Raw genomic sequence first — 21,242 nt, forward strand, 5'->3', positions numbered from 1 at the left:
TGCCTTTTTCTTTATCATTATTTAATTGGATATGACATCTCTGTAACACAATTATTTTTCTCTATAAATTATCTACCTCAAAGCTCAACTTTAGCTTAACATTCTATTCTTCTATATGAGAGTTAACCATTTTTAATGATTAAAACAACAATTAAATATGTTATTTTTACATAATTAAAACCATGTATTTTCATCCTTATAACTAATTAATTTAATCATTATACTAGTTATTCCGTTTAATTATTTGTCTCCAGACATTCATAAACTGCCATCATTTCTCGCTTATTCAACTCACGAATTCGATTAAATATTAGAATGTCTGCAACATCCTCAGTTCGTAAACTTTCATCCACAACATCACTAACTTTTCCAGTTAACCATGTTTGTACATCTATGCCATCAACAATTTCTTTAAGCCCTTCATCATTAATACCACTTGCATTACAAGTTATACATGGAATTGTTAATTTAAACACGCCATCATGTAGGTTATCTTCGGTTATAACTTTTTTTCCGTTACAGAATGGACATGGGTTGCTTTTTTTTATTTTATTAATTTGGGTAACTAATTTTTTATAACCAAATGCTTCATACACATATGTTAATTTTTTATATTTTCCATTTGTGAAATACTTATCTATGATAGTTTCTCTTGTTTCATTGATATTTTGGAAATCACAAATAGTCACCTTATTATTATTGCTGATTGATTCGATATTACCTTTAATTTCGCCCCAGAATGGTAAAACATTTTGTAACACCATTTCATAGTTTGAAAAGCTTGCTTGTTCTAATTCAAACATTTTCAGTGCGACTTGTGTTTTCCTAGGCAGTAAAGAGACATCTTCTGTCATAATCATATTGTCACCTACGATAGATTTCAATTTGATGAGTACAGGTAAATCTCCTACAATTTTTATTATTTCATTAAGCGGCTGATTGATAATTTCACGAATATCTGTATCTCCAAATTTAAGTGGTTTTTGGTGATTTAATACAGTTGCCTCACAAATTGGACATGTCATCATTTCTTTAGAAGTCTTAATATCTTCTTTAATAGCTGCTTTTGAAATAACAATATAACCGCCAATAATTGTATTAAATCCTACCCATGTTCTACGTGTCTTGCCTTTCTTATCATAAAATGACTTATCAAAATAGCCGTACCAAAATGTATGTTTTTCTTCCCCAGACATATCACTATAGCTCTTTGACAAATCATGGCCAAGCTCATTTTTAATTTCTTCAAATAGAAATTCTATTTTTTCATATTGATAAAATTTTAATACTTTCATGATTTCCGGATCGAATAGACCATCCCAAAATGGAACATTTTTATCTTGAATTGTAATTTCTTTATCAAAAACTTCAATTTTAAGACGTCCCGAACATGATGGGCAATGATTATCCTGAGAATAGAAATCGAAGCTTCTCGTATCTTTATTAGTCGGATGAGCAGCTACAATATGATTGATCAATCCACCAATTTCATATAAGAAACTATATTGACTATACAAATGTCTTTCGAGATCAATAGCAACAACAGGTGCAATTGTATCAGATTCGTATTCACCGTAAATTAAACGAGCCATTGATGATAAGCTTTTTAATATGCCACCCTTATAGATGTTTTCTGCATTTTTAAAATAATCAATATGATTTTCTTCTAAGTAATTAATTCCATTTTGTTGATTCAGTGTTGAAGAAATATGTATTTGCTCAGCATTATTCAGACTGCTTTTTTGAAGATAATAATCCTCATGACTTACTACATCAAGATGCTCTATAGATTCAAGCTGTCTTTTTCCAAAATCGACAATATAATCAGAACTTTCTAGCATGTAACTGTTATGCTCAATCATTATGATAGAGACTGATTCATCTTGCAATATCCCTCTAACACTATCTATAAATTGATTTAAAATATTTTGCGATAAACCTTTTGATGGCTCATCAAAAATAAACAATGTATGTGGATTTCTTGTTTTTGCAAATAACTCAGAAACTAAATGAACACATTGAAACTCACCCGTTGATAATGTTTGTGTTTTTCGTTCTAATGTTAAATAGCCCAGTCCTAATTTGATTAGTAGGCTCAAGCGTTTATACGCAATATCTTCATTTGGAATTTCATCAATAATATCCTCAATTGAGCGCTCAAAAATATCATCAATTTCTTCACTATACTTTGTCAGTTTCTTTTTAATATCTAGGAAAGTTGCTACAGTTGATCGACTTGTAATCGATTGGTTTCGATCTTGTCCTACCATAACTAGTTTATCTTTTGGATATCGATTCAAGAAATCTGTAGCTAAACACTCATTGACAAGTGTAGATTTCCCGCATCCAGACTCTCCTGTAACAGTTACAAGTCTATTTTTAGGAATCTGAAACTCAGTCATTTGGATATTCCGGCAATATAATTCATGGAATGTATAATATTCTGTTGGCATTTCGTAATTTCGTTCCGATAGTATTGGCTTTGGCCTTGGTGATTCTTTTACGATTTTTCCACCATATTTTCCACTACCAGGTCCGAAGAACATTTGCTCATCCGTTGTATCCAGTACTGTATCTGAATGATCAATGAGCCAAATTTGATTTTTACACCCTAATTTTTTGATCTCTTCTAATATTTGTAATAATGTTTCGTGGTCAAGCCCCACGGAAATCTCATCAATAATAATTACAGCATTTTCACTTACTGCCATGAATTCAGCTAAGTAAAGTCGTGTTAATTCTCCACCTGACAACGTACCCATAATTCGATTTAATGTTAAATAACCAATGTTCATATTAACTATATTTTGCAGTATATGTTGTTTTGCTTCGCTAATATTTAATTCTTCTGCTAATGAAAGAATAGATTCAACACTTAAATCATTAATACCTGAAATTGTATGTGATTTAGCAAATAACTCAATAGTACGTTGTTCAACTTCTTCACTATAACGTTTCCCCTTACATTTTTTACACTCAATATTTTTAGTAGTACCACGCCCTTTACAGCCAGCACACCAACCTAATTGATTATTAAATGAAAAGACTTCAGGAGAAAGATTAAATTCTTCCGCTAGTTTTTCACGAATCTCTTTAAAAACACCTGTATGAGTGCCAATCGTCGAACGCGGATTGGAAGAAATTGATGATTTCCCTAAAAAAAGTACTAAAGGCATTTCTTCCATTTTAATTGCACTAAAATTAGTTTCCATAATATTAGGAAATAAATATTGATATTCAGCCTTTGGCAATAAGGAAACTAGACGCTTCTTTGATTCTTCACCAATTGTTTGACAAAGAGTTGTTTTTCCAGATCCAGATAAACCAGCAATACCAAGTGATTTATTAAATGGAATGACAGTATCAAGTTTATTTATGTTATTAGCAATTAATTGATTTACTTTCATATTAACCTCTATTCTTATTTTTCCACAAAATCATTTTTATAATATAATAATCATATAATGAATATTACTTATTATACAATTACCCTCTCACTTCATGAATCTTATCCTTGTATCTTTCAAACCATTGTTGCCATTCACTTTTAGAAAATTCTTTCTCTTCCCCTTCTAAAACGTAAGAAAAAAGATCTAAACAAATATGCCAACCAGCTATATCTTTCGGTGTATGATCAGTTAATTCATGAATGTATTCTTTAAGAAGTAAAAGAGAACCATTTTCCTCTTTATGTACTTCAAATCGGACACGATCTTTATCCCATGTGAATTCAAGGACTGAATTTAGTTTGCACTCCAAAATATCAATATTTAAAAATGAACCATCCATCATGTCGAACTTTATAATTCCACCTGTTTTAAGGTTTTCAATCTGTAAATTAGACATCCATTTTTTAAGCTTGCTGTTTTCAGTTAAAACAGACCAAACTTCCTCTATTTTATAAGGGAATTGGCGTTCAAATTTTATAATATAGCCATCAGTTTGTTTCTCTATTTGAGCTAACATTTTTATTTCCCCCTAATCTCGTACAGAATGTATGTTCTTATTTTATTTTACACGAATTTATGTATAAAAGAAATCTCTATGGCAATGAAATATTAAATTAATGTGTGAATGGTAATTCGAACATTAATTTATTATATATTTTCTCCATGTGTTTATTGCAATAGGCACACCTCAACATTCCCACAAAAATATTCAACATGAGAAAACGTTGATTTATTTACTTTATATGATATTCCCATTAAATATTTAAAAGAAATTCTCTTTAAGCTAAATGATGTTAAGAAGAGCTAATATAGTATTCAAATCAAGTTATGTATAATGTTCAAAATCACTTATTCTGTATGTCTGCTTCCATGTTAAACTTTAGATTACAGCACAAATATAAAAAGCCGCATTTGCGACTAATGAACTGATGGAACTAACACCTACATTTGAACTATATTTTGATATGCTTCATCTCGGAAAAACGCATCAGTAACACCGCACCGAATATGCCCTGCTGGCTTTAAAAATTTATAACAAATTTCAGCTGCTTTTACACCTTCTTCAAACGTAAGGTGTTCCCATACATGCTCTGCTAAAATAGCTGAAATGGAATTGTATTCAAATCTTTCTGCCCAAGTGGTATTGTCTAGTAAATTAAGTTCATCATCTTGAGTTTGAATCCAACCTGGATTATTATTAAATACTCCAGCTCCGACTACTACTTTAATTTCGTTTTGCTTAATTGCCATCACTTTCACCTCATAAATCTTTTAATGTATTAATATATTATATGTTTACTATATATTTTCCTTTTTCAACTAAAGTGCCAGTTAGCTCAATAAGATATGTGACAAGACTTCTGTTATTTTTACTTATCCTCCCACATACAGCAAAAACGTCTATAGTGCAAAATAAAAAGCGAAAAGAATAATTCCTTCCGCTTTTTATAGCAATAAATACATTTCATATTGTGCTAAAGAATTCTTTTCAAATCCAGATTTCTTTAAAAACCCTTCCAGTAAATTGTTGTTTGGAAACCCAATTGATAAACTTGATAACTTTAATTCTTCACTTGCTATCTGTAATAATTTCGTCCCAACACCAATATTTCTATAGTCTTTGTCTATGAAAATAAAACTAATTTTTCCTTGTTCATTTACACATACAGAACCTTTTATATCACTATCAACATATGCACCGTAAAATGTATGATTTGTTTTTTCGATATAATCAATATCATTTTGCCAATTTATATGGAAGTTTAACCATTTCTGAATTTCAACTTTAAATGTTGGAAATTCTAATTGTATTAATTCAATATTTTTATTACCTTTATTCATTATTTCAGTTAAATCATTTAAATTATAATAAGAAAGATCATATACTTTTTCATAACCTAATTTTTTATAAAATTGAATCGCACGATCGTTTCCTACAATAACTTCAAGAAAAAGCTGCTTACATTTATTTTGTGTTGCTTCTTCTTTATGTAACTCAAATAACTTTTGACTTACACCAATGCCGCGAAACTCTGGATGAACCGCTAATGTTCCGCAGCGCATTGTTTTTATACTTTCATATACCTTAATACCACCAAGTATTACGCCAACACATTTGTCTCCGTCTAAAGCAAGAAAGGAGTGCTCCAGTGAATTCCCTTCTGGTCCAAAAAACCTTTTTATAAATTCTTCTTTTGAAACATCCATTTTAATAATATAATCTGAAAATCCATCCTTAAAAGCTTCATATACCAAATCTATACTGACTTCACTACATCTCTTGTATTGAATCATATAAATATAATCCTCCGCTATGATTTGTTATATACTACATTCAAACACATGAAACGCATTCCCTTCACCATATCCATCCTTTATTTCATGAACAAAAATTTGACTAAATCCATTAGCAATAAGTATATTTTCAAACTCTTTTAAATCATATAGTCTTATAGGAAAATCCATAATCTCAGTTTCTTCAATTTTCTCATCATGAACGACTTCATATTTCAGTATAATATTTAAAAGTTTTTGCACCTTATCATATGACACTTTTCTATACTCAACAATTAATTCATTATTAATTTCTTTTCTATTTGTCTCTATCCAATCTAGAATTTGTTCTGTATCACTTCCACCTTGTACAATTGTTAGAAGCAATTTTCCATTTTCCTTTAAGTTTTTTTTCATATTTTGAAGACTAATTTCTACTAAATTATCAGGTAACAGTGAAAATGAACCTATAGGAATCATAATAAGATCATATTTTTTATCACTATGGTATTCTTCTATTCTCCCTAGTGACACAACCGGTTTTAAGTTTAATTTTTCCGCTTTCTGTTTACACACTTTAAGCATGTCTTCTGAAAGGTCGAATCCTTCTATATTCACACCATTTTGTATAAAAGGAATTAGCATTCTACCATTTCCGCACATTGGTTCTAACACTTTCATGTTTTTGTTTTTTGCAAAAGAAAGATAAAAATCCAATTCTTTTCCACTCGCAATTGATTTATCACTTTCATATATCTTTGTACAAAGTTCTCCATAATACGTATGCAATAATAATTCCCCTCTTGTTATCTATTGTTAACTACAGTAATCTCATAAACACGTAAAAAAGCAATTAAATGCTCACACGCTCTTTCGCATGCTAACATTTTAAAGATTTTTTGTTCTTCTTTCGTTTTATCATTCGCTTGATCCGAAGCAGCTTTTAAACATAAAAATGGTTTTTTATTTATATGACATACGTAAGCGAAAGCAGCTACTTCTTGATCAACCGCCAATGCTCCGTATACAGTATGAAGTAAATATCTCATTTCTGAACTACGTATACGTTGATCCCCAGATAAGAATGTACCGAAGTGAACCGGATCATAAGAACGTATTTTTTTTATTCTTCTTACAAGTGCTTTTGTCGTTTCAATAGGTGCTGTTCTACCGTTATATAAATTAAAAACATCTTCTCCTGATCCAGCAGCAGTAACATCATGTTGTATTGCGTTGAGCGCAACTACAATATGACCATTTTTTACCTTATTTGATAAACTTCCGCATATCCCTGTCATAAACAACTCATCCGGCTGAAATTCACTAATTAATAATTGCACACAACTAGCACAACTTACTTTACCAACACCTGTTACAACTGATATCACTTCTAATTCATTAATAAAATGAAAATGAAATTCCCAAGCTGCTATCTTCTCTACACGCTCACTTGGATAATGTTGATGCAAATACGTAAGTTCTGGTTCCCATGCGGATACGATGGCGATACGTTTCATTACACGCTTCACTTCCCCTATTGTCATTTAAATAAGCTATCTATACTTTCTCGTTCATAATCTGGTATCCACTCTTTATACGCCTCATATAAATCCCGTATCATTTCTTTATTCTTCGCGATTACTTCACATCCTCTATCATCATAAATAAACATGATTATATCCTTTGTTACATTTATAAAAAATACATCTGGATATGAAATTTCTATTTTTCGTCCTAGGCGTGGGCATAGGTCAGGGAAATCTTCATGATTAGCAGCTTGAATAAGCGGTTCATATTTAATATCTTCCGCAAAACATTGTAAAGAAAGTTGATATGTACAATATAAGTCAGCTTCTTCATCTTCAAATAGAAAAGGGAATGTTTCTTGTCTTATATGAAACTTTAAATCTTTCTTTTTAATAAATCTATTGTATACATTTATTTTCTGCGAATTTTTTATATTTTCCTGTTTAAATCGATAAACATTTGTGACTAGAAAGACGGTATCTTCTTTTGAAAATATATCTTTAAATAGACTTTTATTATACCTATATAGTTGTGTGAAATATTCCATATTATACGTGTTACCATCTTCTTTGAATTGATATTTATCTTTCCCAAAATCAAAATGAAGATGATTTTCCCACTGAAAGTATATGGACGGTACTAATGTAACTCCTGGAAATGTTTGAATCATATATTCTTTTAATTTCATTTTATACCCTTTCTACTCTACAATTTCTTTTAAATGCCAATATGCTTCTTCTAGCCACGGGTGTATGACTTTTAATGTATCCTTTCTTTCCCACAAATATGAAATATATACAAAAGCAGCATGTTTACGCAAAGTAGTGTGGTAAGAGATAGCATTTAAAACTTCTTCGTCCTCTATTTTAAATATCTCTTTTGCAATTACTCTCGATAATTTTTGATGAATAATCATTGGAAATTCTCGTTCTTCTTGTAATATTTCTATTCCAAATTTTTCAGCAACTGCAATCCGCTCCTCGTTCGGAAAGATTGCACTAATATCATGGAAACACCCTGCAATCGCTGCTTTTTCTTCATCTTCATAAAATATTTCCGCAATTTTTCTTGCCTCATTTGCCACACGAATTGAATGTTTATATGTACATTCTTTATTGTATTTTAATAGAAAAGCTTTAATATCATTTTCTATTTTTCCAGTCGGAGTAAATGAATATATATCATTATATAACATAGCAAGTCCCCCTTATAACTAACTTTCAATATAACGTGAAATTTGAATATCCTTCTTATTTTGTATTCGTTTTAATTGTGTTAATTCCTTTTTAATACGTTACGTGAAATTTTATGTAGAAACATTACTACAAAATACATAAATGTTTGATATTATAGTAATGTTGATGATTCGCAAGGAAAGGAACTATATGATGAATAAAAACATATTAATTATTGATGATGATAAAGATATTGTAGAATTACTCGCTGTTTATTTGCGAAATGAAGGTTATAACATTTATAAAGCTTATGATGGTGATGAAGCATTACAAATGATATCTACATATGAAGTTGACCTTATGATTTTGGATATTATGATGCCAAAACGAAATGGATTAGAAGTTTGTCAAGAAGTGCGTGAAAATAATACTGTACCTATTCTTATGCTTAGTGCAAAAGCTGAAGATATGGATAAAATATTAGGACTTATGACCGGTGCAGATGATTATATGATTAAACCGTTTAATCCTCTAGAATTAGTTGCTAGAGTGAAAGCATTGTTACGTAGATCATCTTTCCAAAACGCTGCCACACCAAAGAATGAAGATGGTATTATTCGCATTCGTACAGTTGAAATTCATAAACATAATCATACGGTTAAAGTAAATGGTGAATATATTAAGCTCACCTCTATCGAATTTGATATTTTATATTTACTTGCGAGTAATACTGGAAGAGTATTTAGCTCTGAAGAGATATTCGAACGCGTTTGGAATGAAGACGGTTATGGTTCTAATAAAACGGTTATGGTCCATATTAGTAATTTACGCGATAAACTTGAAACCGTAATGAATGGTGAAAAACTAATTCATACGGTTTGGGGAGTAGGATATAAAATTGAGAAATGAAGCATTTGATATATTAAAAGATATACCAAAGTGGAAGCTTATTTTTTGGCTTTTATTAGCTATCACTCTTACACCTATTACCGAATTAATTATATTTCGCCTCGTAACGAGTGTAATTGAGAGTTCACTTACTCTAAGCGAACTAGGTAAAGAATTCATTCGAATTTTTGGTTATGAAAAGTATAGAGGGATAAAGGAATCTTTATGGATGATGATCGTTTCTTATTTGTTTTTATTTTCTATTTTCTCATCCTATCTTTACATTTTTTATCGTCATGAAAGAAAGCTTTACTATGAAACTTGTATCAAAAAAATGATTGAAGAAATTCGATATATTGCGAGTGGAAACTTTAATCATAAAGTTTCTATTGTACAGCATAATTATTTAGAAGAATTGGCAACTGGCGTTAATCAAATTGTTGAACAGTTAAAAGTATCAATTGATGAAGAAAGACAGGCGGAACAAGCAAAAAGCGAACTAATTACAAATGTATCACATGACTTACGAACGCCTCTTACATCTATAGTTGGATATGTGAATTTAATTCATCATGATAATTATAGAGATGAAGTGGAATTGCGTCATTATATACAAGTCATATACGATAAAGTAACCCGTCTCAACGCATTAATGAATGATTTGTTTGAATATACACGTGTTCAAAATAAAGAGTTAAGTTTAAATTCTGTTCCTATTGATATTGTAGAATTGCTTGGACAATTAACTGTCCAATTTCGGATACAGCTTCAAGAAGCTAATATTGAATGTCGCCCTTCTTTCCCATCTCAAAAGCTAATGGTACTCGCTGATGGGGATAAATTAGTACGTGTGTTTGAAAACCTAATCATAAACGCTATTACTTATGGAAATGATGGAAATCATATTGATATTACAGCTTACGAAGACAATAATACGATTGCAATTGATATAACAAATTACGGACAGGCTATCCCAAGTACTGATTTACCTCATGTTTTTGAACGTTTTTATCGCGTAGAAAAATCACGATCGACAAACACCGGTGGATCAGGGCTCGGATTAGCAATTGCAAAAAGTATTGTCGAACTGCATAAAGGAACAATTGAAGTATATAGTGATGATGAAAAGACAACTTTCACTGTAAAATTACTTCCATATAAATGTTAATATGGCATATTTTTAGGTTCAATTTCTTATCTAATAAGAAATTGAACCTTTAATTTTCCATCAAAATCCAAAATTTAAGAATTCCTTAAAATTCTTTAGAAATTCTTTACCTTTTCTTTCTTACTAATTAAGCATTCCTTCTTACAATAATATTATTGATGTAATTGTAGGAGGATCGCGTATGCAATTTTTTAAAAAAATAACAATTTTATTATTATCTTTTCTTATTACTGTACTTATCGTTTTATATTTTTATCTTTATGTAAATGGTCCAACTATTCGAGCTAAATCAGCTATTTTAATAGATACTAATTCTGGTGAAATTGTTTATAAAAAAAATGAACGTACTCCTATTCAGTCGGCCACTTTATCTAAATTAATGACAGAATATATTGTAATGGAACAACTTCATGATGGCAAAATACAATTAGATGAATCTGTGAAAATTAGAAACGAAGTTTTTCAAACAGAAACAAGTCCGATCCAAGTAACATCAAAGGATAACACTACCGTTCGTGACTTACTTCATGCTTTGCTTTTAACCGGAAATAATCGTTCTGCGCTTGCACTTGCAGAACACATTGCTGGAAATGAAGATAATTTTACATCGTTAATGAATGAAAAAGCAAAGCAACTAAAGTTATCACAACAATCTCCATTTTTAAATTCAACCGGAATAAATAGTGAAAAGAATAGACAATCAATTACTACAGCAATAGACGCAGCCGAAATAGCTGCACAATTAATAAAAGACTATCCAGATGTATTAAATATTACTAAACAAACCTCTTATCGATTTACCTTCAAAGATGTTCAAGTTTTCAACACAAATAAAATGATTTATTCTCTTAATAAAAACATTAAATTAAAAGATGTTGATGGCTTACAATCTAGTTTGTCAACTAACGGTAATTACAGTTTTGTTAGTACCGCAAATCAAGGAGACACACGTTTTATTTCTGTAGTATTAGACGCCAATGAAGAAAACACCGCTTTTGTTGAAACAAAAAAGTTACTTCAATACGGTTTTGAACCTACCTCATATTCTGCACTTCAAGCTTTCAAAGACACTATTACATCTTGGACCATTTTACTTCAGTTTAAAAATTTAATCATACAAACAGTAATAATCTTTTTAATCATTACGATCCTAATGTTTTTACATATACGTCAGAAAAAATCCGAGGACTTTAACTAACCGTTCTCTTTTATATAAAAAACCGACTTGCATTTAGCAAGTCGGTTTCTCAATCTACAATCCTCTTCCAATTAAATTCGCTGAAACGGGCTGAAGATTTAATTCTCTTGCCCGTATTGATAGCTGACCTATATGATGAATTTCATGTACAATAACATGTCGTAACACTTCACCATACTTATACTCTTTATCTGTCCATGAAACTTTTAATATTTTATTCTCTAAGTCTTCTGTCCACGATCGTAGAAATCCCTCTAAATCCTTGTTATACAAATCAGATAACGCTTTCAGTTTTTGGATTGATTGATAATCCTTAAATTGCGGCTCATCTACTTCCTTTCCTTTCAAATCACAAATCCAGCTATACTCAACATCTACGATATGAAATAGTGTTTCTAAAATACTCCCAACACCTCCAACACGTTTGCGAAGCAATTCCTCCTCTGTAAGCTGTTCACACCACTTAAACCAATCTTCTCGTACTTGCCAATTATATTGAAATAAAGTGTACACATTTATCTCCCCCCTCCCCCAAGGATCCACTTAACAGCATCTATAATATAATGTGGAGCATCCTTTTGGATATAGTGACCGCTATGTTCTGCAATTATAAATTTATTATTGGTTGATAATTGTAATAATTCTTCTTGCAATTGTAACCATTTCAGTTGTGCATCTGCTGAATAAAAATCTTTTTTTCCAGCAGCTAACACGACAAGTGGAATATCACTCATTGATTTACAATGTCTATCTGCTTCACCTAGACTAAACATAAACTCTTCATATGAACTTTCATATACAAATTGCTTATAGTAAGCTTCTTGAAATTCTGGAGGCATTATTGGTAAAAAATCTTCTTTATAATTTTCTGGTGTCGAATCAACTAAAACTACTCCCATCGTATCTTCAGGATAAAAAGTCGTAAATAAACGTATATTTATACCCCCAAAGGAATGTCCTATAAAAATATAGGGTGGCTTAAGCTGTAATTGTTTTAAGCAAGCTCTTAATTCTTTTACCATTTCAGAACTAATACGCCGTTTGGAACTATTCCCACTTTTTCCCAATCCAGCTCTATCATATGTAAGTACCGTACCATATTCCGTCAGCACTTCCGCAATACGATCCCATGCCTTTGAATAATCACCATAACCTGCTTCCATTATAATAACAGGGTGCTTCTTCTTTCCTTGGAATATTTTCGTAAATATTTTAAAGGCATTAACCTGTACATATTCCTCTATACATTTAACCATTCACAATCACTTCTCTTCGATTAAGTTCCTCTATTATTTGATCAATTATTTCACTTATAGATAAAGATCCATCCAATACAATATCCGAATTCGGCTTAACAGTATGAATTGCCTCTAAATAAGCTTTTCTCGCATGTGTCATATAATGTTTCAAATTATTATGTATTTCACTCATTGTATCTTCTTTAAAATCTCTCATAATTCTTCTAGCCATCGCAATATCTAAAGGTGTATCGATAAATATAGTTATATCAATGAATTGCCCTATTTCTCTATTTAAGTATGCAAAAGGATAATCTACAATAATATAATCTAAACTACTATCTTGTATAGAACGCTGAATATCATTCATTAGCGGTGTAAGTACCCATTCATCGTAATTAGCTCCATCATCAATCCATTTACAAATATCAACAGGACAGTTATCAAAATTATAACTATCAAAATATAGAGCCTTTGAGTTTTTCAACTCATGAGCTAAACCTTCTGTAATTGTCGTTTTCCCTCCCCCTGAAACAGCTGCAATTGTAATTATTTTTGTTTTTTTATTCACGATTCCCACCAAACCCCTTTTTGTTAACATAATATAATTATAAAATACTAATATTTATTGTTCCATTCATATTCTAACATGCTCATTTCCCATAAATTCCAATACGTTTCTCCTACTTTTTTTGACTCTCTTAATAAACCTTCTTTTACAAAACCTATTTTTTCGTAACAAGAAATAGCTGACTTATTAAAGTCATAAACACCAAGAGTTACTCTATGTAGTTTTAATTCTTCAAAAGCAATACGAAGTACGGCTTTCATCATATGTTTCCCTATAGAACGCCCTCTCATTTTCGTATCGCCAACTAACACTTTTCCAACCCTTGCAGACTTATTTATATTGTCTATTTGCCCAAGTGAAATATGACCAATAACTGCTTTAGTCTCTTCATCTATTATTTTGAATGCCAGTGTGTTTGCACTTTCTGTATATTTCTCTAATTGCTGTTCATTTAAAGGATATGTAAATGCATTTCCCGACCATTGTATTAAAAATTCTTCGGAATTAATCCAATTTATTAATTGTTTGAAATCAGATCTTTTAAAGGGCACTAATTTAATCACTCTCATTCTCCTTTCGTACATCATTCTTTATAGCCTCAAACCTATTTCTATATAAAGAATATATTCTCCTTTTATACGAAATCAAAATAAAGCCATTCATAAGAATGGCTTTACAAAAAACAGCATAATTATGCTGTTTTCCTATGTCAACAATAGTTCAATCGCTTCAATTTTACAAACAGAAATAATTACCGTAACTACCCCAGCACTATTAGTAAGCTTTACAACATCGCAAGTTACTGAAGAAACAGTTCCTGCATAATTATTTCCTACTGTAGTAATGCGCACTGCTCTGTTTACTAATTTTTTAAGTTCATCTCTAATTCCTTGTACACAGCAACAATCGCATTTTTTATTTTGTTCTTCTTGTTCTTTTTTACATTCTTCGAAAGCATCCCAACAATCATCCTGTTTACATGTACACTTCTTTTTACAATTATTAAATCGAGAACCCAAAACCTCACCCCCTAATCCTTTCTATTAGTAAAGTATGTCCACAAGCTTAAAAGTGTAAGAGACAAACACATAGAAAGGAAAAAACAAACAATTGTATTAGACATTATTTTCTTTATTAACTAAAAAACAGACCTCTAACAATTAGAAGCTTGTTTAATGAGGGGAATTGAATTTAAAGTGTAGACAACCTTTTATAAGTCAGCTCCTTTAAGAGTCACCAGCTTTTCCTATTACTTCACATATACATAGGCTTTTTTTGCAGTAATATAGTAACTTTTTCCTTTGCTGTTGTGAAATATACATTCAGAAAAGCGTACTCCAAAAAAAGATATTATTTAAAATCATAACGTTTCCTTCAACAAATGTTTGTTGATTAATATCATAACTAGTAGTTCTCTCAACTATCTCTTGAAAATTAGCATAGTTTGTATGAATTCTATATCTAGTAAAAAACACTTTATCATATAAAGGTAAAATAATAGGTTAATAAACAAGCCATTCTTTTACTAAAACATAGAATAGTATGAATCCTATTGAAGGGAGGTATAAAAGAATGTCCTGGAATAATGATTGCTGGAGTTCTAAGAAAAAGCATTGTTGTGATGACTGGTGGAAATCTAAAGAAAAGAATCATTGTGATGATGATTGGAGTTCTAAGAAAAAGCATTGTAATGATGATTGGTGGAAATCTAAAGAAAAGAATCATTGTGATGATGATTGGAGTTCTAAGGAAAAGCATTGTAATGATGATTGGAGTTCTAAACGAAATAAGTGTCGTTGTAAATGTTTCTTTATTTGTTGTCATTGCAAAAGAAAAAATTGGTAATATTTTTAATATCAATTTAAAGGAAAGAATATGTCTTTTGTGACCGATAAATACTAGAATGTAGTATACAAAAAGCTGACTAAGTTTAGTCAGCTTTTTGTCAATGAACACGTAGAGATTTATTTTAATATAGTTCTTATTAGAAAAGGATTATTTTATATAGATTACTATAAGCATCCATACAGCCAAGGCGCCAATGATAGCGAGTGTTATACGTGTAGATAGAACTCTTAATTCAAAGTCTGTTTTCTTGGAGGGTTCAGGATATACAATTATGTAGATTCCCTTTAATAATGCAAGCCATGCAATAACCGTTAGGAACCCCTGCCAGTTGAATACCCATACATTATGTAGAATTACAGTACCTAACCCTAGGAAAATCGATAGAAAACCGTACATAATACCAAATCCTCTGTCTTCAACAACTAATTTTTTTAATTCACGTAGTACTGATGGCCGTACGAAAAGTATTCCCGATACAATAACCGTGATCCATCCCCAAAACAATCCTAAAAAAACACTAGTTTCCATCATTAGTTCACTCCCCTCAATTATTTATATTTCAGATATTCCCCCTTTTAGAACAATTCCAACACCTATATATAGGCTTAATCCTGCTCTTTTTTCATACAAACATGGTATTTTCAATGCCCATCTTTAATCAACATATTTCTCTACGAAATGAAATTTTTATATAATTAATCATCATCTATCCGAATCAACCGAAGTCACTATGTACTATTACCGTACACTTTTTCATAGTTTAAAGCTAACATGCACCGAAGCCAATCTAATGATTTATTTGCCTTTTCACTAGCCTCTAAAATTTTACCCACTGTAATAAAATGATCACCTTGATCCAATGTATACTCGCTTATCCCATGGAATCACCATTATTCCCCGCCCTATTAAAATAGTTTTTTTGTTTCAAATGATGCCCTCATTAATTTGAACGGATTTATCAGTATTTTCACCAAAAAATTCATGATATCGTTAATTAGTCGCGTACGTCATTACTTGATGATTACCCTTAGGAACCTTAAATACTGATTTTGTTTAAACTTTACAAAACACACCTATATTAATAAAATATCTTCTAAAATTCCTATTGAACATTTATAATACTTTTAAACGGTTTAAATTCTATAATCAGTAATGGAGGCATTTTGATGGGAAACATCCCAAGCGTATCATCACAACAATCAAATCCTAAGATACCCTCACAGCAAGTGAACCCTAACATCCAACAAGGTAATAATAAAAAAACAAGACGCCGTATTATAACTATTTTGGCTTTTATATTACCTGTAATTTTTGTCCTTCAATATTCTCTTAATAACCAACAAGAAATGATTAAAGAAAAACAAATCACGGTTAATACGGAGCAACAAAAATTATCTTCTTTAAAGAAGGATGGTCATACCCTTAAAAATGATGTTAAAGTTTTAACAGGTAGTGAAGAAGAAATTTTAAAATTCGCAAGGAAACTGTATGGGTTTTCCAAACCGAATGAAACTATATTTCAAATAACTGAATAAAATTACACTGCATTATCCAAAAGGCGATTGAAGATAATCGCCTTTTTATATTTAATTTCTAAAGTAATCATACTAATCTCTCTTTCTATCAATTAACTATTTTATTTAAATTATTAATATACAACCGCTTGTCCATTTCACTTTGCTCTATCATTACACTTACTATAGTAATACGATTTTTAGAGGGAATATATAATGGACGAATTTTTATCTTTTGCTGCACTTAATCCGGTTTCTATTGGACCTACACTTCCACCTGTTCCACCCTTCCAATTCCCTACCGGTTCAACTGGATTTCATCTTCCTGCTGAGACTGCATCTATTATCTTGACTCAAGCTTTACATGGCGAAGATTTACCAATTTCAGATGTATATAGAACAACGAACAAACAGTAAATTTAGAAGGGAAAAATCTTAAGAACGATTGACGTTAATTCTTTTCCCTTTTCCTATTTACATAACATTTTTATATGAAACGCGTACACATTTTTGACACATCCACTATCACAATCTCCTAAAAATTCATGATAATATTAATTTGTCGAATACGCCAAATTTCGACATCGAACGACAATGTTATCTCCCTTATTGAATCCCTGTCCCCCAGGGATTTCTCCTTTTATTCATTACTTTTTTCTTCACTACATTTTCATTCTTAACAGAATTCAATCACTCCATTAAATAGACAGCCACAGTATCCTATTTTGATAAAAACTAAAAACAAACAGACATACTTAACACTAATAGTAGATTTTTTAATTTCAAATTTACTTTTTCTCTCGTATCTTTTTGTAAACATTAAAAATGAGCTCTATGTAAATAGAGCTCATTCGTAATTTTATAGTTTGCTAGACTGTAGTCCTTGAATAAAGGGTACTACTTCAGGATTTACTAGTGACGATAAATCGCCTAACTCTTTTCCTAAGTAAGCTGCTTTAATAACACGTCGCATTACTTTAGAATTACGTGTTTTTGGTAAATCCTCCACAACGTGAATATCTTTTGGACATAATGCTTTTCCGATATGAGAATTTACTAAACTCATTAATTCTTTCTTTAATTCTGCTGTAAATATTACACCGTCTCGTAATACTACAAAGCAATGACAAACCTCGCCTTTAACATCGTCAGGTACACCAATTGCAGCTGCTTCTATTACACTATTATGTTTCACAAGAATAGATTCATATTCAGCAGGCCCAATACGTTTTCCAGCAATGTTTAACGTATCATCTGAACGACCTGTAATGATATATTGTTCACCGTCATAAATGACCCAGTCACCATGAACCCACTTATTTTCAAAACGTGACCAGTAAGTGTTTACATAACGCTCATCATCTTCCCAGAAACTCTTCGTCATCCCTACCCAAGGTTTCTCTAAGCATAATTCTCCAACTTCATCTCGGATTGGCTTACCTTTGTCATCGAGTACAACCGCTGCCATTCCTGGTAAAGATGCGTTAAAACTAATCGGTGCAATTGGTTTAATAAGGACGTTCCCGAAAATCCCACCTGAAATTTCAGTTCCGCCTGAATAGTTACAAATTGGGACGTTCCCTTTTCCAACCGTTTCAAACAGCCACATCCAAGGGTCTGGATTCCAAGGTTCTCCTGTTGATGCGAATACTTCTAAACTCTTGAGTGAATGTTTATTTACATATTCATCGCCTTTAGCCATTAACGCACGGATTAATGTTGGTGAAATACCTAGGTGAGTAATTTCATATTTATCGACTGTCTCCCATAAGCGGTCTGATTCTGGGAAGTCTGGAACACCTTCGTACATAACCATCGTTGCTCCATTAATAAGAGAGCCAAATAGTAAAAATGGTCCCATCATCCAGCCCATATCAGTTACCCATAATACACGGTCACCTTGTTTTATATTCATTCCAAATCCTGCATCAAATGCAGATTTTAGCGGGAAACCAGCATGCGTATGTACTGTTCCTTTCGGCTTACCAGTCGTTCCTGATGTATAAATGAGCATTAATGGATCATCACTATGCATTTCTTCAGCATGTATAAATGGTTTTTCTTTTTCTAACGTACTCCATGAATAATCATAATTATGCGGTGTAAAATCATTTCCTGCATGACGAACAATTACCACTTTTTCAACAGTTGGACAATGTTCACAAGCTTTATCTACTTCATCTTTTAAAGAAACAATTTTCCCGCGGCGTGAAAAGCCATCTGCAGTAATAATCATCTTTGAACCAGCTGCTTGTACACGTGTCATTACTGCATCCGAAGCAAAACCTGAGAATATTGGTGAAATAATCGCTCCAATTTTCATTACTGCTAACATAGCAACAACTGTTTCAGGAATCATTGGCATGTAAATTGTTACACGATCACCTTTTTCAATACCAGCATGTTTCAAACCGTTGGCAACACGGCTTACCCAGCTGTCAAGCTCTTCATATGTAAATGATTTCGAAGTTCCATTTTCCCCTTCATACATGAGTGCTGCCTGTGTTTTCGTTTTATCGTCTGCAAGCCAGCGAGATAAAGCAGATTCTACAACGTTACAAGTACCCCCAGTGTACCACTGTGCAAACGGTGTACCATTTTCTAAATCTAACACTTCTGTATATGGTTCCATCCACTGATAACCAACTGCTTTCTCAGCTTCTCCCCAAAACCACGCTGTTTCTTCAATTGATTTATTATAAAAGGCTTCGTAATCTTCATAACCTAATGATTTCATCCAACTAAATAATCTCGTTTTTTCTTTATATTCTTCTGTTGGAAACCAAACTGCTTGTTTCAATGTTTTCCCCTCCTTGACTTATTGAACAAGAAAGCCCTTAATAGGGCTTTTAAACTGGATATACAGGATGTTTACGATCCGTGAATACTTGATATTTACTCATATACATTTCGAATCGTCCTTTTAACTCTTCACGTAAATTGTTTGGATGAACAATACCATCAATCACCATCTCTGATGCTAAATGATAAATATCAATATCTTTCTTATACTCTTCACGTTTTTCAGCAATGAAGCTTGCACGCTCTTCTTCTGGTAAAGCTGCAATCTTATTTGCATATACAGCATTAACCGCTGCCTCTGGACCCATTACTGCAATAGAAGCTGTCGGTAATGCTAAGCAGCAATCTGGTTCAAATGCTGGACCTGCCATTGCATATAAACCAGCACCGTATGCTTTACGAACAACGATAGAAATTTTCGGTACAGTTGCTTCACTCATTGCAGAAATCATTTTTGCACCGTGACGAATAATTCCGGCACGTTCTACTTTTGTACCGATCATAAATCCAGGTACATCTGCAAGGAATAATAATGGAATATGGTATGCATCGCATAAATTAATAAACTTTGCTGCTTTATCAGCTGAATCATGGAATAAAACGCCGCCCTTCATACGCGGCTGATTTGCAATAATGCCAATTGGCTTACCGTCAATACGAGCTAAACCTGTAATTAGTTCTTGAGCAAATAATTTTTTAACTTCAAAGAAAGAACCTTCATCAATAATTCTGTTAATGAGATCTTTCATATTGAAAGGAGCGTTTTGATTTTCTGGAATGATTTGTTCTAACGTTTTATCGAACTGTTTCGGCTCTTGAGGTGTAATCAATGGAGTCTTTTCTAAATAGTTACTTGGGAAATAAGAAATATATTGTCTTGCTTGCGTAATTGCATCTTCTTCTGTTTTACATAAAACATCTCCGCATCCTGATACTGAGCAATGCATACGAGCTCCGCCCATTTCTTCTAAAGTTACCTTTTCGCCAATAACCATTTCGGCCATACGAGGAGATCCTAAATACATAGATGCATTTCCTTCAACCATCATAACAACATCACAAAATGCTGGAATATATGCGCCACCAGCTGCCGAAGGTCCAAATAATAAACAAATTTGCGGAACTTTACCTGATAATTTCACTTGATTATAAAAGATTCTTCCTGCGCCGCGGCGTCCAGGGAACATTTCTACTTGATCCGTAATACGTGCACCAGCAGAGTCAACTAAATAAAACAATGGCACACGTAATTTTTCAGCCGTTTCTTGAATACGTAAAATCTTTTCAACTGTACGTGATCCCCATGATCCGGCCTTTACAGTTGAATCATTTGCCATTACGCACGCAGTACGACCATGTATTTTACCAGTTGCAGTTACAACTCCATCAGCTGGTAATCCTGTTTGTTCACAATTTGCAAATAGTGCATCTTCCACATATTCGCCGTTATCAAATAGAAGAGCTAAACGGTCTCGAACAAAAAGTTTTCCTTTTGCTTTGTTTTGTTCATGATATTTCGGTGCCCCGCCTTGCTTAATTGTTTCAACTCGTTCTTCAAATGAATTAGATTGTTGTTTTTGATCTAACATA

General features: G+C 32.0%; 21 protein-coding genes and 2 pseudogenes. 6 read left to right on the forward strand and 17 right to left on the reverse strand.

Going from position 1 to position 21,242, the window contains the following annotated elements; all coding sequences use genetic code 11:
- Positions 1 to 236: 236 nt before the first annotated feature.
- The 8 genes and pseudogenes from Q3V31_RS18230 to Q3V31_RS18265 form a co-directional block, all read right to left on the reverse strand.
- Positions 237 to 3,407 carry an ATP-binding cassette domain-containing protein gene (locus tag Q3V31_RS18230; protein ID WP_090813444.1) on the reverse strand — a complete coding sequence of 1,057 codons (3,171 nt, stop codon included), beginning with the start codon at positions 3,405 to 3,407 and terminating at the stop codon, positions 237 to 239.
- A 79-nt stretch (positions 3,408 to 3,486) separates the two neighbouring features.
- Positions 3,487 to 3,966 carry an SRPBCC family protein gene (locus Q3V31_RS18235; protein WP_016129479.1) on the reverse strand — a complete coding sequence of 160 codons (480 nt, stop codon included), beginning with the start codon at positions 3,964 to 3,966 and terminating at the stop codon, positions 3,487 to 3,489.
- Positions 3,967 to 4,394: 428 nt separating this feature from the next.
- Positions 4,395 to 4,703: pseudogene (locus tag Q3V31_RS18240) on the reverse strand (class I SAM-dependent methyltransferase); the annotation flags it as partial.
- Between the two features lie 192 nt (positions 4,704 to 4,895).
- Positions 4,896 to 5,744 (reverse strand): GNAT family N-acetyltransferase, encoded by an 849-nt coding sequence (locus Q3V31_RS18245; RefSeq protein ID WP_090813443.1) that lies wholly within the window; start codon positions 5,742 to 5,744, stop codon positions 4,896 to 4,898.
- 27 nt (positions 5,745 to 5,771) lie between these two features.
- A complete protein-coding gene (locus tag Q3V31_RS18250) occupies positions 5,772 to 6,512 on the reverse strand; it encodes a class I SAM-dependent methyltransferase (protein ID WP_097871953.1) in 741 nt (246 codons plus the stop codon).
- A 17-nt stretch (positions 6,513 to 6,529) separates the two neighbouring features.
- Entirely contained in the window at positions 6,530 to 7,267 is a 738-nt protein-coding gene (gene mtnN, locus Q3V31_RS18255) for a 5'-methylthioadenosine/S-adenosylhomocysteine nucleosidase (protein WP_000151937.1), read from the reverse strand.
- A complete protein-coding gene (locus Q3V31_RS18260) occupies positions 7,264 to 7,938 on the reverse strand; it encodes a DUF3885 domain-containing protein (RefSeq protein ID WP_139265919.1) in 675 nt (224 codons plus the stop codon). Before Q3V31_RS18260 ends, mtnN begins: the two co-directional genes overlap by 4 nt.
- A gap of 12 nt (positions 7,939 to 7,950) precedes the next feature.
- Complete coding sequence (locus tag Q3V31_RS18265; protein ID WP_090813441.1) at positions 7,951 to 8,445, reverse strand: HD domain-containing protein; 495 nt, start codon at positions 8,443 to 8,445, stop codon at positions 7,951 to 7,953.
- A 190-nt stretch (positions 8,446 to 8,635) separates the two neighbouring features.
- On the opposite strand from Q3V31_RS18265, the gene Q3V31_RS18270 reads away from it, so the two are divergent.
- From Q3V31_RS18270 to Q3V31_RS18280, 3 genes are all read left to right on the forward strand, one after another.
- A complete protein-coding gene (locus Q3V31_RS18270) occupies positions 8,636 to 9,334 on the forward strand; it encodes a response regulator transcription factor (protein ID WP_000981333.1) in 699 nt (232 codons plus the stop codon).
- Positions 9,324 to 10,481: a sensor histidine kinase gene (locus tag Q3V31_RS18275; protein ID WP_001243292.1), complete on the forward strand. Its 1,158-nt coding sequence runs from the start codon at positions 9,324 to 9,326 to the stop codon at positions 10,479 to 10,481. Before Q3V31_RS18270 ends, Q3V31_RS18275 begins: the two co-directional genes overlap by 11 nt.
- A gap of 181 nt (positions 10,482 to 10,662) precedes the next feature.
- Positions 10,663 to 11,679, forward strand: a complete 1,017-nt coding sequence (locus tag Q3V31_RS18280; protein WP_001159422.1) for a D-alanyl-D-alanine carboxypeptidase family protein — start codon at positions 10,663 to 10,665, stop codon at positions 11,677 to 11,679.
- A gap of 54 nt (positions 11,680 to 11,733) precedes the next feature.
- On the opposite strand, the gene Q3V31_RS18285 is transcribed toward Q3V31_RS18280, so the two are convergent.
- The 5 genes from Q3V31_RS18285 to exsK form a co-directional block, all read right to left on the reverse strand.
- On the reverse strand, positions 11,734 to 12,192 hold the full coding sequence (locus Q3V31_RS18285) for a DinB family protein (RefSeq protein ID WP_000288274.1): 459 nt from the start codon (positions 12,190 to 12,192) through the stop codon (positions 11,734 to 11,736).
- A gap of 2 nt (positions 12,193 to 12,194) precedes the next feature.
- The gene (locus Q3V31_RS18290; protein ID WP_090813440.1) at positions 12,195 to 12,935 is read right to left on the reverse strand and encodes an alpha/beta fold hydrolase; all 741 of its coding nucleotides are present in this window, start codon (positions 12,933 to 12,935) and stop codon (positions 12,195 to 12,197) included.
- A complete protein-coding gene (locus tag Q3V31_RS18295; protein ID WP_002094577.1) occupies positions 12,928 to 13,488 on the reverse strand; it encodes a nucleoside/nucleotide kinase family protein in 561 nt (186 codons plus the stop codon). Before Q3V31_RS18295 ends, Q3V31_RS18290 begins: the two co-directional genes overlap by 8 nt.
- A gap of 47 nt (positions 13,489 to 13,535) precedes the next feature.
- A complete protein-coding gene (locus Q3V31_RS18300) occupies positions 13,536 to 14,075 on the reverse strand; it encodes a GNAT family N-acetyltransferase (RefSeq protein WP_002079260.1) in 540 nt (179 codons plus the stop codon).
- 117 nt (positions 14,076 to 14,192) lie between these two features.
- Positions 14,193 to 14,507 (reverse strand): exosporium protein ExsK, encoded by a 315-nt coding sequence (gene exsK / locus Q3V31_RS18305; RefSeq protein WP_000535566.1) that lies wholly within the window; start codon positions 14,505 to 14,507, stop codon positions 14,193 to 14,195.
- Positions 14,508 to 15,040: 533 nt separating this feature from the next.
- Between exsK and Q3V31_RS18310 the strand changes: the two genes are divergently transcribed.
- Positions 15,041 to 15,376 carry a hypothetical protein gene (locus Q3V31_RS18310; RefSeq protein WP_321198005.1) on the forward strand — a complete coding sequence of 112 codons (336 nt, stop codon included), beginning with the start codon at positions 15,041 to 15,043 and terminating at the stop codon, positions 15,374 to 15,376.
- Between the two features lie 107 nt (positions 15,377 to 15,483).
- Here the strand turns inward: Q3V31_RS18310 and Q3V31_RS18315 are convergent, their stop codons facing one another.
- On the reverse strand, positions 15,484 to 15,864 hold the full coding sequence (locus Q3V31_RS18315) for a hypothetical protein (protein ID WP_090813644.1): 381 nt from the start codon (positions 15,862 to 15,864) through the stop codon (positions 15,484 to 15,486).
- Positions 15,865 to 16,064: 200 nt separating this feature from the next.
- Positions 16,065 to 16,196 (reverse strand): hypothetical protein, encoded by a 132-nt coding sequence (locus Q3V31_RS18320; RefSeq protein ID WP_016129466.1) that lies wholly within the window; start codon positions 16,194 to 16,196, stop codon positions 16,065 to 16,067.
- A 306-nt stretch (positions 16,197 to 16,502) separates the two neighbouring features.
- Here Q3V31_RS18320 and Q3V31_RS18325 point away from each other — a divergent pair, with 306 nt between their 5' ends.
- Positions 16,503 to 16,871: an FtsB family cell division protein gene (locus Q3V31_RS18325; RefSeq protein ID WP_329765690.1), complete on the forward strand. Its 369-nt coding sequence runs from the start codon at positions 16,503 to 16,505 to the stop codon at positions 16,869 to 16,871.
- 195 nt (positions 16,872 to 17,066) lie between these two features.
- Positions 17,067 to 17,204, forward strand: a pseudogene (locus tag Q3V31_RS18330) (exosporium leader peptide-containing protein); the annotation flags it as partial.
- Between the two features lie 505 nt (positions 17,205 to 17,709).
- On the opposite strand, the gene Q3V31_RS18335 reads toward Q3V31_RS18330, so the two are convergent.
- Together Q3V31_RS18335 and Q3V31_RS18340 are read right to left on the reverse strand one after the other, a co-directional pair.
- Positions 17,710 to 19,650 carry an AMP-binding protein gene (locus Q3V31_RS18335; protein ID WP_000806452.1) on the reverse strand — a complete coding sequence of 647 codons (1,941 nt, stop codon included), beginning with the start codon at positions 19,648 to 19,650 and terminating at the stop codon, positions 17,710 to 17,712.
- 49 nt (positions 19,651 to 19,699) lie between these two features.
- Entirely contained in the window at positions 19,700 to 21,241 is a 1,542-nt protein-coding gene (locus Q3V31_RS18340) for an acyl-CoA carboxylase subunit beta (protein ID WP_000886740.1), read from the reverse strand.
- Between the last annotated feature and the right edge of the window lies 1 nt (position 21,242).

It is taken from the genome of Bacillus nitratireducens, from assembly GCF_036320425.1.
In the GTDB taxonomy this organism is placed as follows: Bacteria; Bacillota; Bacilli; order Bacillales; family Bacillaceae_G; genus Bacillus_A; species Bacillus_A nitratireducens.